10 protein-coding genes and 2 tRNA genes are annotated in these 11701 nt (G+C 49.8%); 5 read left to right on the forward strand and 7 right to left on the reverse strand.

Annotated elements, in window-relative coordinates; translation table 11 throughout:
• Positions 1-72: 72 nt before the first annotated feature.
• Together H7A77_RS14460 and H7A77_RS14465 are read left to right on the forward strand one after the other, a co-directional pair.
• Positions 73-148: transfer RNA gene (locus tag H7A77_RS14460), tRNA-Ala, on the forward strand.
• A 60-nt stretch (positions 149-208) separates the two neighbouring features.
• Positions 209-284 (forward strand) — tRNA-Ala (locus H7A77_RS14465).
• Positions 285-441: 157 nt separating this feature from the next.
• Here the strand turns inward: H7A77_RS14465 and H7A77_RS14470 are convergent.
• The 4 genes from H7A77_RS14470 to H7A77_RS14485 form a co-directional block, all read right to left on the reverse strand.
• On the reverse strand, positions 442-1422 hold the full coding sequence (locus H7A77_RS14470) for a fimbrial protein (RefSeq protein WP_147838357.1): 981 nt from the start codon (positions 1420-1422) through the stop codon (positions 442-444).
• A 112-nt stretch (positions 1423-1534) separates the two neighbouring features.
• The gene (locus tag H7A77_RS14475; protein WP_182074345.1) at positions 1535-3994 is read right to left on the reverse strand and encodes a fimbria/pilus outer membrane usher protein; all 2460 of its coding nucleotides are present in this window, start codon (positions 3992-3994) and stop codon (positions 1535-1537) included.
• Positions 3995-4017: 23 nt separating this feature from the next.
• Complete coding sequence (locus tag H7A77_RS14480) at positions 4018-4698, reverse strand: molecular chaperone (protein WP_046896263.1); 681 nt, start codon at positions 4696-4698, stop codon at positions 4018-4020.
• Positions 4699-4767: 69 nt separating this feature from the next.
• The gene (locus H7A77_RS14485; protein WP_049866699.1) at positions 4768-5304 is read right to left on the reverse strand and encodes a fimbrial protein; all 537 of its coding nucleotides are present in this window, start codon (positions 5302-5304) and stop codon (positions 4768-4770) included.
• A gap of 472 nt (positions 5305-5776) precedes the next feature.
• On the opposite strand from H7A77_RS14485, the gene H7A77_RS14490 reads away from it, so the two are divergent.
• Positions 5777-6841 carry a hypothetical protein gene (locus H7A77_RS14490; protein ID WP_046896264.1) on the forward strand — a complete coding sequence of 355 codons (1065 nt, stop codon included), beginning with the start codon at positions 5777-5779 and terminating at the stop codon, positions 6839-6841.
• A gap of 310 nt (positions 6842-7151) precedes the next feature.
• Here the strand turns inward: H7A77_RS14490 and H7A77_RS14495 are convergent, their stop codons facing one another.
• The gene (locus H7A77_RS14495) at positions 7152-8339 is read right to left on the reverse strand and encodes a NupC/NupG family nucleoside CNT transporter (RefSeq protein WP_004936373.1); all 1188 of its coding nucleotides are present in this window, start codon (positions 8337-8339) and stop codon (positions 7152-7154) included.
• Positions 8340-8716: 377 nt separating this feature from the next.
• Here H7A77_RS14495 and H7A77_RS14500 point away from each other — a divergent pair, with 377 nt between their 5' ends.
• Positions 8717-9952, forward strand: a complete 1236-nt coding sequence (locus H7A77_RS14500; RefSeq protein WP_042785141.1) for an Nramp family divalent metal transporter — start codon at positions 8717-8719, stop codon at positions 9950-9952.
• 41 nt (positions 9953-9993) lie between these two features.
• On the opposite strand, the gene H7A77_RS14505 is transcribed toward H7A77_RS14500, so the two are convergent.
• Complete coding sequence (locus H7A77_RS14505) at positions 9994-10404, reverse strand: DUF2502 domain-containing protein (RefSeq protein ID WP_046896266.1); 411 nt, start codon at positions 10402-10404, stop codon at positions 9994-9996.
• On the opposite strand from H7A77_RS14505, the gene H7A77_RS14510 reads away from it, so the two are divergent.
• A complete protein-coding gene (locus tag H7A77_RS14510; protein ID WP_127897177.1) occupies positions 10403-10636 on the forward strand; it encodes a hypothetical protein in 234 nt (77 codons plus the stop codon). The genes H7A77_RS14505 and H7A77_RS14510 overlap by 2 nt on opposite strands.
• Here H7A77_RS14510 and mgrA read toward each other — a convergent pair.
• The gene (gene mgrA / locus H7A77_RS14515) at positions 10628-11617 is read right to left on the reverse strand and encodes an L-glyceraldehyde 3-phosphate reductase (protein WP_108681667.1); all 990 of its coding nucleotides are present in this window, start codon (positions 11615-11617) and stop codon (positions 10628-10630) included. The two genes, H7A77_RS14510 and mgrA, sit on opposite strands and share 9 nt — an antisense overlap.
• Positions 11618-11701: the final 84 nt, after the last annotated feature.

Below are 11701 nucleotides of genomic sequence, written 5' to 3' on the forward strand. Positions count from 1 at the left end.
ATTTAGCCGTTGACAGCTTTGAGCGGGTTTCATATTATGCGCCCCGTTCACAGCACAAAGTGATTGTGGAACGGGGCTATAGCTCAGCTGGGAGAGCGCTTGCATGGCATGCAAGAGGTCGACGGTTCGATCCCGTCTAGCTCCACCAACCTTCTTCTCAGAGAGGTTGGGGAATACCGTAACGCCGGTCAACGCGTACCACTTTTGTGGGGCTATAGCTCAGCTGGGAGAGCGCTTGCATGGCATGCAAGAGGTCGACGGTTCGATCCCGTCTAGCTCCACCACCATTTGAAAAGCCGACCTTAGGGTCGGCTTTTTGCTTTATATCCTTTTAGCTGCCTTTGTCCGCTACTTTTACGCAAAATTTTTCCTTGATACCCTCGCTAGACGTTGCCACTATTCCGTCCGCTTTTGTCTTGGCACGTCATAACAATACTAAAATCAGCGATATGAGACGGTGAAATGCGCGATGCCATTGACTTCTCCCGGCGTGATTTTCTCTTCAGTTTGGTAATATTGCACACTGAGTGGGATTTCATTCATCCCTATTAATGTTTCGTTTAATACGTTGGTTGCGGAACCCAGTTCAAAGGGAACGCCGTTGTGCAGAATCTGTAGGCCCACGCCGGTGGCGGACTCTGTGGAGGGCGTAATCGCCAAGACTTGATGATGGCCATTAACCGTTTCCCCGCGTATTTCCAAATCAACTTTTGTGTTGGCATTGCACTCTAGAGCGATGTTAAAGGGAGTATTCCCGGCCACGCTGCCGGGACCGGAAAATACCCGCCGATTAACCTTGTCTAAAATAACCTGTTTCGACGGCGTGTTCAGGCGACAGCCCTCGACGGCAATATTGACGGCAGGATAATAAACGTGACCCAATCTCCTGGCATTTGAGGCTCTTAAGCAGGCATAGTTGAAAAAGAAAGGCGCGAACGAGGGCATGGTGCCAGGCTGTATATCGCCTGTCTTGATCAGATAATGTTTAAAGTTAGCGCCCAGGATATAGCCGACAGGCGTCTCACGGGGGCCATAGAACTCGATGAGGCCCGGTTTGTCATTAAGCGACATGGCAATGCCGACGCCCTTCCAACTCGTTTGATAGACAGTGATGCCATTGTACTTTAAGTCTGTCGCAGTCAGGTCGGAGAAGGGCTGCATAACCAAGTCGCCACGCTCACCCAAGGAGAAGCCCGTGTTATTTTCCAGTAATTTTACTGAAAAGTAAGATTCTCCCTGGCCGATAAGATCGCCTATTTGGGCGCCAGCCGGGACGGTAATGCCGGATTGCTCGATGCGTAGTGGATTGTGCCATATTGCACGGCAATCACCGTCTCCCTTGGCTGAAAAAGAAAATAACAAGACCAGAATGCTTACGGTTTTGGCGATCTGTGCGGCTGTGATTAGCCTTGATGTCGTCATGCTGATGTCCTTTGGCGATGTTCTCTCGCAGATGATTTATCAGTCTGCTTGTTACTGGCTACCATGTTCTAAAATTTAATATGGCAAGCGATAGTGGTTTATCGTGTTTGTCTTATTCACACTGCAAGTTAATACGCTTAATTCTTGAGGTAGGGGTGTTAGGGGCAATATTGTAATTACCCTGGCAACCTCTTTCTGCTCCCCAGCTCAACGCTATTGTTCCTGAGTCGGGCATGCCGCTCATATAAACCGTGTTGTTATTGCCGACGATGCCCGTCTTTCCTCGGTCGGTAAGCAATGTCGCAACGGCGCCGAAAGGAATCGCTGTACTCTGGTGGGCAACGTTAAAAATAATGCGATTGCCGATTTGAGAGGCAAAGTTGGCAACAACAATCGCACCTTTCGTCGGGATGACCGTTTGGCTATTTTTTTCTATTTCAACAGAGTCATCAAAGGATTGCGGATTTAAATTAATTCGATTCTTATGATAGCTGCTGATATAGGGCACCACGGCGTAACCTCGCCAATCAGTCGTTACACCGGTACTGTTGATGACTTCAACATCGCGTGCATTTGGCACCTCAACTAAAGCAATAGTGTCACCCAGCGATTGGGACAATGTAATGCCGTTGCGATGAGCCACCGCGCCGCCTCGCAGACTGTAGTTTATTCGCTGCATATCTTTATCAAAGCTGTATCCGGCACCAATTTCGCCATATCTGCTGCGATAATTAACAGAGCTGTTGCCAGCGTTGCCGGGGCGATTGCTGCTTTGGGATGCAGAAACGTTATAACTGAGCTGATTATTTTCCAGCGCGGTTCCGCTTAACCCCAGTTGTTGATTGAGTTTTCCTTTGCTGCTCTTGCTCGAGGTATAATTTACCCAGCTGTTTGATTGCCATTTGTTCAGTGGGATCTGAACATTGAGCGTGGCGATCTTGTCGGGCCTGTCCGTATAGCGGCTGCTATTGTAGCCGAACCCAATATTGCAGCTCACCCCAAATTGGTTCGTGGAGAATCCCATTAGAACGTTTCGTTCAACGGCGTCGCTGTGCCAATAGCTCTGTTGGTAACCATTGATATATAAACTGCCAAAGTCTCGTATAGGCTGATTAATATTGATAACCAACTTGTTTCTTTTTACGCCGCGTGTCAGCCACTTTCTTTTAAGATTGGCATTCATATCATTTAGTTGCGAAAAGCTTAAGTAGCCTGACGTTGAGTATTGATAGCCGGCCAGCGTAAAGTTGGTACCCGTTGTTTCAATATTTTTTGCATACTGGATACGATATTGTTGCCCATTACGATCCTGCCCGGTGACCAACCGGCTTTTGCTATGCGTGACATCTGCAGAGAGGGAGCCCAGCAACCCCAGACTGCTGCCAATGCCGAAAGAGATTCCCTGGTGTTTTTCTGAAATAATGGCACCGCCATAGAGTGTTTTATCATCTTTAAGACCATAAATTACGGATGACTGCAGGAACTTAGCATTTTGGCTATCGTCCCGTGCAGAGCGATATTCTCCGATTGTGAGTTCATTTTTTTTCATGTCCTCCCTGAGCATAATGGGAACGGAGGAAAAAGGCTGAAAGAAACTCCTTTCTGAACCATCCGCTTCTTTGATGATCACCTGTAACCCACCGCTGGAAGTGGTAGGGTAAATATCAGTTATCTCAAAACTCCCCGCAGGCACATATGTTTGATAAATCATATAGCCATTTTGTTTTATAGTGATCTCTGCATTGCTTTGCGCTATGCCTCTCACCGTCGGGGCAAACCCTCTCTGGCTATCGGGCAACATGCTCGGATCGCTTGCCAGTTTCACTCCGCGAAATTGGAAACTGTCAAAAACGTCGCCGGATGTTGAACTATCGCCAATGGTCAGCGTGTTTTTACTGTCCCTAAAGCTGCGTTCGGCATAGGTGTTAATGCTTTTCCACTTGGCGCTGTTTTGGCTTGAGTAGGTGGCATAGTTTCTAAAGCGCCAGGCATCATAGTTGAAACCGCTGCGCAAATTTAAGTATTGATTATCTTTATTTTTCGCTTTCCGCGTCTCGGTACCGCTAAAACTGTAATCTAACAAAAAGGCGCGGATGCCATCATCCCAAAGTGCAGGGTTAACCCAGTCCCTGGGATGATTTTCAATGTATGCCTGTGGGATATTTAAATCCAATCTTTGTTTGTTAAAATCAAAAACAGCCTGGCTGCCAGGAATAATTTCACTGATGGGGGATGCCGCCAGTTCACTGTCATTGACTGTTTTTATTTTATCCATGCGAACCCCCCAAGAATCGAGATCGCTGCGATGGATGCGGGGCTGCAAAATGCCTTCTGCATGATAGAAAGACACTTTTTGATTGGCAAAAAACACGTTGTTCACATAGATATCTACCCAGTAATCGCCCGGCAGTTGATGACTCGCGTTATTAAATTTGGATAAGTCAACAATAGTCTGATGATTCCTGTTTAATGCCGAGGGGTCAAAATAATCTTCAGCGAGAGCCGCAGGTGAAGAAAGAACACAAAAGAACAACACCGATGTTTTATGAGTGGTATTATTTCTTATCATCATTTTTGCATCCCCTTGCAAATTTACTATAGTGGTGCGCTTATCGCCTGAGTTATTCCCCCATAATCATTGATCGCTTGCCATCTTATTTCTTTACCATGAATTTCTTTTGGCAATAACCACTTCTTAGTGCTCTGCGGCGCAATCATGTCGGCCTCTTTCACTTCTTTACCATCGATGCTTACAGAGTAAAAAGAGACGTGGAATGGCGTTGGGTTTTTTGCCTCTAAGGTTTTTCCTTTCAGTGAGAAACGAATTTTTTTGTAGGCGTCAATGGCTTCATCTTTTGATAGATGTTTAGGCCTGTAAAATATTTTTATTCTGTTTTGAACGGTAATGAGTAACTTGTTCTCTTTTGATTTTTGGGTTGATGGTATCGATCTTACGCTTAACCAATATATTGATTCTTTATGCTGCGGCAGGTTATCTCCAGAATAAATAATTCTAAGGATGTTCTCTTGCTCTGCCTCCAACCTGAATAAGGGGGGCGTAACAATAAATGGAACCTCTTTTTTATCGTCAGATGAGAAACTTTCTACCCATGTTTGAATAAGTACGGGGCTATTTTTATCTTGATTACTGACTGAAATGTTCGCTTCTTTTTTACTTTCTTCGTATACGATACGAGTACCGCCTAGCGTTACGCTTGCCGAGGCGCCGTATGAAAAAAATAATATTGCCAGCAAATAATATTTACTCTGTTTCATAAGCAAGCCGTCCTTGATGGCGCGTGCTATCAGGCCGGCAATATTTGCTGACCTGATAGACTAAGATGATCAGTTATAAGAGATGCTGAATTGTGTCGTGGCATTCGCCGGTCCGACGGTGACGGTGTCTGATGTCGCCATGTATTTCGCGACATAGGTAAAGACATTGCTGATATCTTTTTGCACACTCTGCGCTGTAGAAAATGAAGCCATTGGAATTTGCGTGGTGCCATCGGCCTCATAGATGGCTACGCCAAGACCCGTGGCCACGCCTTTCTCCGCATTGAGTGACAACAATGTCGAATTGCCTTGTGCGTATGCGCCGTCGAATTTTACCGACGCTTTTGTTACCGATTCAGGGCAGCCGGCTAAGGCAATGCTGAATTTTGTCGGCAGAGCGGTATCGCCAGCGGTCTTGAATGCCTTAGCGCTGATGTTGCCCATTGGAATGGTTTGGTTGGCACTGCCTGCTTCAACTGTGCAGGTTTGGTCGGTGACATTACCGGTAAAGTTTATGGTGCCGTCTGCTGCGGTAGCTGTGGCAATGACGGACATTGCCAAAGGAATGCCGGCAAGCAGTAGGGATCTCTGCATATGCTTATTCATATAAATATCCTTGTATAGTAACTGCGCGTAAATTATAAATTTTCAACCATCACGCTATCATATGTAAATGGGTGATAAACCCCCTCTTTTCAGGTGATTGATGCCATCATTAACATGTTAAGTTCTTATAACATTCTTGTTTTTGTTTTTTTATTGGATTTTTATTCTGTCACTAGACCTCCTTGCGGGTGTGATTTGTTAATGAAATTCAGTCTACATGAAAAAAAAATCAGCAGTCTTAATGTGCGCCAATATCGATATTTTTAGAGTATAATTCTACACATATGGTTTTTTATGCTAAGTGATTGCGAATTCATCTCAAATTTCAGCAACGTGAATAGTTTTATATTCTGATTAACTGCGTGATAGTTAATATGCTAATTAATGTTGACTGTTTGTATCTATTGACATTGATGTTGTTTTCTTGAAGAAACTATTGTTAGTGTTTCGTTACTATTGGATGAGGTTATCCATGAAAAAAAATAAAAATATCGCAATTGTGGGTGGCGGCGGGGTAACTGCGGTAATGACGGCCCTGGCTTGCGCCAGAAAAGGAATTTCCGTCGATTTCTTCCTTGATGACAGTGATTATGATGACTTTAAAACCTCCTTTGGAAATCATTGTCTGTGGCGACGCATTCACGAGAATAATCAACGCCTCAGCCGTTTTTCCACGCAGTCACAATGGATGTGGGAAAAGTTTATTCTGTCCTCCAGCGGAGAGTTTGGCAGAAAAGAGAAAATGATTCGTATTATCGAAAGATCAGAAGTCGCTCATCTTGCCCGCCTTTACGAACAGCATGACTTGCCCTATGAGGTGCAGAATTGTGGTGATGATGGGGCCATCAATTTTCCCTCTTTCATTAACTGCAAAAACAAATCTGTTTTTGTGAGTTATGACTCCATTCTGCTAAACACGGCAGAGATTTTTTCCTACTTTCAGGATGAGCTGGCGTTCTTTACCAGTGTCAATGTTTTTAGAAACAAAAACATTGGAGACTTAAACAGCATTGAAAGTGGTGTGATTTTTTTTGATGAAAACAAGCGTATATATGACACTATTATAAAATTCACAAATGGCTATAAGATCAATGAGATAAGTTCAATTTATCAAGTTTGCCCTGCCGTGAATCGGGTATTTAGAGATTATTATCTTTCCCACTCGGTGGGAAATCTTCTCTCGCCGATACTGATAACGGAAAAAGAGTACAATCTATGGGTTGTCCCTTCTGTTGATGGGACTGTCATTAGAGTGGGGGCTGATGTGCATGTCCCGCAATCCGCTGACTTGCTGATGCGAAGTTTAGATATTGATGCTTATTGTGATCGCAGGAAGTTGGACATTATATCCGAATCATTGTTTACCATTATCTCTTCCTTTTCCTATGCGGAAGGAACCTTGGCGGTCGTACCCTGTTGGACGGCGAGTGAGGATAATAAAAAAATCGTGGTTGTTGAAAGTGTAGATTCTTATTACAACGCGTCGCCAATTATTTCTGAGGAAATTACAACGCTGTTAGCGAATTCCTTCAACTAACGTTATTTCATAAAATCAACTCAGAATAAAGACACGCCTTGTCCATAGCCGAAAGGATGTGCTCATCGCCATTGCAATGATATAGCGTTTATCTCATTGCGATATGGGAACGCGCAGGCTCTAAATTAACGGGAGAAGCGATTCTTTCAACGCGTTGCCTTTGTATATAAACCGGCATAAGCGGCGTTATGGCTTGGCGCTAACCGATTTTGAGATTGACTTCCGCTTTGCGGAAGGACGAGTTACTAAGGGCTGAAGAATAATAAAAAAGGCGCCTGCAGGCGCCTTATCATTGCTGTAAATTTCAGGCTTAGCCCAGCACCAGACCCGCGATGGAAGCGGACAGGATGCTGACCAGCGTAGAGCCGTAGACCAGCTTCAGACCGAAGCGGGACACTACGTTGCCCTGGTGTTCGTTCAGGCCCTTGATCGCGCCGGCCACGATGCCGATGGAAGAGAAGTTGGCGAAGGACACCAGGAACACCGACAGGATCCCCAGACTGCGCGGCGACAGCTCGGCAGAGACTTTCTGCAGTTCCATCATGGCCACGAATTCGTTGGAAACCAGCTTGGTGGCCATGATGCTGCCGACCTGCAGGGCTTCGTGCTTAGGAATACCCATGATCCAGGCGAACGGATAGAAGAAGTAGCCGAGGATTTCCTGGAAGCTCAGGCCGAAGATGGCGCTGAACACGCCGTTAAGCGCGGCGATCAGGGCGATGAAACCAATCAGCATCGCGGCGACGATAATCGCTACTTTGAAGCCGGCCAGGATGTATTCGCCCAGCATTTCAAAGAAGCTCTGGCCTTCGTGCAGGTTGCCGAGGTGCAGCTCTTCTTCTTTATTGGTGTCGTACGGGTTGACCAACGACAGCACGATAAAGGTGCTGAACATGTTCAGTACCAGCGCCGCCACCACGAACTTGGCGTCCAGCATGGTCATGTAGGCGCCGACGATGGACATGGACACCGTAGACATCGCGGTAGCCGCCATGGTGTACATGCGCTTTTCCGACATCTTGCCCAGGATATCCTTGTAGGCGATGAAGTTTTCGGATTGGCCCAGGATCAGCGAGCTGACGGCGTTGAACGACTCCAGCTTGCCCATGCCGTTCACTTTCGACAGCACGGTACCGATAATGCGGATGATGAAAGGCAGCACTTTGATGTACTGCAGAATACCGATCAGCGCCGAAATGAAGACGATCGGGCACAGCACCTTCAGGAAGAAGAACGCCAGGCCTTTGTCGCCCATGCCGCCGAACACGAAATCAGTCCCTTGTCCCGCAAACCCGAGCAGTTTGTCAAACAGCGCGGCGAATCCTTTTACGAAGCCCAAACCCGCTTCCGAATGCAGGAAAAAGTAGGCCAGCAGTACTTCGATAACCAATAATTGAATAACATAGCGAATGCGGATGCTTTTGCGATCGCGGCACACCAACAGGGCCAGGATCGCCACCACCACTATCGCCAACGCAAAGTGCGCAATATGGGACATGTTTGCTCCAAATTTGAGGCAGGCTGAATTTCGGCTGTCATTTTATGTAACGCTACGTTTAAAAACGAGACTTCTATTGCAAATATGGAAAATCATAGTGGGAGTTCTCCTAAAGTGTTGCGCAAAAGCATAAAAAATCAAGATGTTAACTCAGACATAGGAAATTCGTATTCTTGTGCTAACCTGTCTTTCAGGGGTATTGCAGCCAAAATCCCAACCCAAAAGCACGGAAATCGGCAAGTACGGTGTCGAACCCTTCGATAAAACCGTTAATGTTGGCTATTGCAGAGATAAGTTTTACCACTCTAAATGCGCTTGATAATTATTATCATTTATATAGAGTGGAGATAAACGTAATTTCAGTAAGGGTTCAACATATGCTGAACAGTCGCGTGGTTGAAACCACCTCCGGTCGCTCCGCCAGAAAAATCAAACTCTCGCTGATGGGGCCCGCCTTCATCGCCGCTATCGGCTACATCGACCCCGGCAACTTCGCCACCAATATCCAGGCCGGCGCCTCGTTCGGCTATAGCCTGTTGTGGGTCGTGGTCTGGGCCAACGTGATGGCGATGCTGATCCAGCTGTTGTCCGCCAAGCTGGGGATCGCCACCGGAAAAAACCTGGCCGAGCATATTCGCGATCGCTTTCCGCGGCCGGCGGTATGGGCCTATTGGGTTCAGGCGGAGATTATCGCCATGGCGACCGATCTGGCCGAATTCATCGGCGCGGCGATCGGCTTCAAACTGCTGCTCGGCGTCTCCTTGTTGCAGGGCGCGGTGCTGACCGGCATCGCCACCTTTTTAATTCTGATGCTGCAAAAGCGTGGACAAAAGCCGCTGGAATGGGTGATCGGCGGCCTGCTGCTGTTCGTCGCCGCCGCTTACATCGTCGAGCTGGCGTTTTCCCAGCCGCAGCTTGCGCCGCTGCTGAAAGGCATGGCGTTGCCCGATTTGCCCAACGGCGACGCGGTATTCCTGGCCGCCGGGGTATTGGGTGCCACCATCATGCCGCACGTGATCTATCTGCATTCGTCGCTCACCCAAGTTGGCGGTGAGCACGATAAGGCGGAGCGCTATGCCGCCACCAAAGTCGACGTCGCCGTCGCCATGACCATCGCCGGTTTCGTTAACCTGGCGATGATGGCCACTGCCGCCGCCGCGTTTCATTTCAGCGGCCACAGCGGCATCGCCGATCTTGACGTGGCCTATCTGACGCTGCAACCGCTGCTCGGGCAAGCCGCCGCCACCGTGTTTGGCCTGAGCCTGGTGGCCGCCGGTCTTTCTTCCACCGTGGTGGGCACGCTGGCGGGGCAGGTGGTGATGCAAGGGTTCGTGCATTTCCATATCCCGCTGTGGCTGCGCCGAGCGGTGACCATGCTGCCGTCGTTTATCGTCATCATGCTGGGAGTGGACGCCACGCGCATTCTGGTGCTGAGCCAGGTGCTGCTCAGCTTCGGCATTGCGCTGGCGCTGGTGCCGCTGCTGGCTTTCACCGGCAATCGGGCGCTGATGGGGGAGATGGTTAACGGCCCCGTGGTGCAAAACCTGGGCAAGCTGATCGTGTTGGTGGTGGTGGGGTTGAATGGCTACTTGCTGATCGGCAGTGTGCTGTAGGCGAAAACAGTGCGGGCCGGCGTTGCGCCGGCCCGTTGTCGTTAATCGCGGTCGTCATCGCCGTGGCGGCGCCAGCGATCGCGGTCATGATCGTGGTGGTGTTTTTTCTCTTTCTTCCAGTAATGCTTGTCGCAATGATGGTCGCATTTGTAATAGCGCCCGTCGCGCGAGTAGTAATATTTGCGCCAGTAGTCGCGGTCGCGCCAGCGATAGCCATCCCAGTAATAGCCGCGCGGGCTGCGATCGCCGAGATAGCGTCCCTGATGGCCTTGCCACCAGTCGCGATCGCGCCAGTCGTAACCGTCCCAGTAACGGCCGCGATTGTCCTGATCGCCGATGCGCAATGAAACGCCCGGCATCAGATCGATGCTGATCCCTTCGGCGTGCGCCTGCTGTGCGGCGGGCAGTACCGTCGCCGCCAAGATGGCGGCCAAGAGCAGAGGTTTAAACATGACTTCTCCTTTCCGCTTGCGCGGCCTGGCCGTTGATCACTTTATGAAGCGCGTTCATCAGTTTAAAAAACGGCCTTATCGTTATTTTTACTGCAATATCGGCATCATAGCGCCGGCGCATGGGGTTGAATCTGAGAGCCACTCTGAAAAGGGCGCCGGAGGTCGAGATTTGAGATTTTTCTGGGGCATCGCCGCTCAATTGAGCGGCGGAATTTGTAAGCGATTACAATAAAATGTTCTCGATCTGCGCAAGCTCTTCTTCAGTGAAGTGACGATTGGCCAGCATGCCCACCGCGTCTTCTATCTGCGCAGTCTTGCTGGCGCCGATCAGCACCGAGGTGACGCGATCGCCGCGCAGCACCCAGGCCAGCGCCATCTGCGACAGCTTCTGCCCGCGTTGCCGCGCCAGCGCATCGAGGCGGCGCACCTTGTCCAGTCGGTCGGCGGTCAGCTGTTCCGGCTGCAGGAAACGGCTGCCGCTGGCGGCACGGGAATCTTGCGGGACGCCGTGCAGATAACGATCGGTCAGCAGGCCGCCCGCCAGCGGGGAGAAGGCGATCGCGCCGACGCCATGATCCGCCAGCGTATCCAGCAATTCCGCCTCCGGCCCGCGTTCAAACATCGAATACTTGGGCTGGTGGATCACGCACGGCGTACCGAGCCGCTGCAGGATGTCGAACGCCTGGCGCGCGCGCTCGGCCGGGTAGTTGGACAAACCGACATACAGCGCTTTGCCCTGGCGCACCAACAGATCCAGCGCCGCCATGGTTTCTTCCAGCGGCGTGTCCGGGTCCGGCCGATGGTGATAAAAGATATCCACATACTCCAATCCCATGCGCCTGAGGCTCTGATCGAGGCTGGCGACCAGGTACTTTTTCGAGCCCCAATCGCCGTAGGGGCCGGGCCACATGGTGTAACCGGCTTTGGATGAGACGATCAGCTCGTCGCGCCAGGCCCGCAGATCGGCGTTGAGAATGCGGCCAAAGTTTTCCTCGGCGGCGCCGGGCGGCGGGCCGTAGTTGTTGGCCAGATCGAAGTGGGTTATGCCGCGATCGAAGGCGCAGCGGATCAGGGCGCGGGCGTTGTCGTACCGCGTGGCGTCGCCAAAGTTGTGCCATAGCCCGAGCGAGACGGCGGGCAGCTTCAATCCGCTGCGGCCGCAGCGCCGGTATTCCATATCTTGATAACGCGAGGGGGAGGCTGAGTAGGACATCGTGATCCTTTGTCGGCGAAGAAGTGGCGTGTTTTGAGTGTATGCGTTTTCACAACGTGCCGTCGAGGGGGCGATCACAAGGCC

The sequence above is a fragment of the Serratia sp. ME47 genome, assembly GCF_903970925.1.
In the GTDB taxonomy this organism is placed as follows: Bacteria; Pseudomonadota; Gammaproteobacteria; order Enterobacterales; family Enterobacteriaceae; genus Serratia; species Serratia ureilytica.

Bases quoted from the DNA above. Each gene is read 5' to 3' on its own strand.
- H7A77_RS14470 (WP_147838357.1), bottom strand. From the start codon at position 1,422: ATGACGACATCAAGGCTAATCACAGCCGCACAGATCGCCAAAACCGTA.
- H7A77_RS14475 (WP_182074345.1), bottom strand. From the start codon at position 3,994: ATGATGATAAGAAATAATACCACTCATAAAACATCGGTGTTGTTCTTT.
- H7A77_RS14480 (WP_046896263.1), bottom strand. From the start codon at position 4,698: ATGAAACAGAGTAAATATTATTTGCTGGCAATATTATTTTTTTCATAC.
- H7A77_RS14485 (WP_049866699.1), bottom strand. From the start codon at position 5,304: ATGAATAAGCATATGCAGAGATCCCTACTGCTTGCCGGCATTCCTTTG.
- H7A77_RS14490 (WP_046896264.1), top strand. From the start codon at position 5,777: ATGAAAAAAAATAAAAATATCGCAATTGTGGGTGGCGGCGGGGTAACT.
- H7A77_RS14495 (WP_004936373.1), bottom strand. From the start codon at position 8,339: ATGTCCCATATTGCGCACTTTGCGTTGGCGATAGTGGTGGTGGCGATC.
- H7A77_RS14500 (WP_042785141.1), top strand. From the start codon at position 8,717: ATGCTGAACAGTCGCGTGGTTGAAACCACCTCCGGTCGCTCCGCCAGA.
- H7A77_RS14510 (WP_127897177.1), top strand. From the start codon at position 10,403: ATGACTTCTCCTTTCCGCTTGCGCGGCCTGGCCGTTGATCACTTTATG.
- H7A77_RS14505 (WP_046896266.1), bottom strand. From the start codon at position 10,404: ATGTTTAAACCTCTGCTCTTGGCCGCCATCTTGGCGGCGACGGTACTG.
- mgrA (WP_108681667.1), bottom strand. From the start codon at position 11,617: ATGTCCTACTCAGCCTCCCCCTCGCGTTATCAAGATATGGAATACCGG.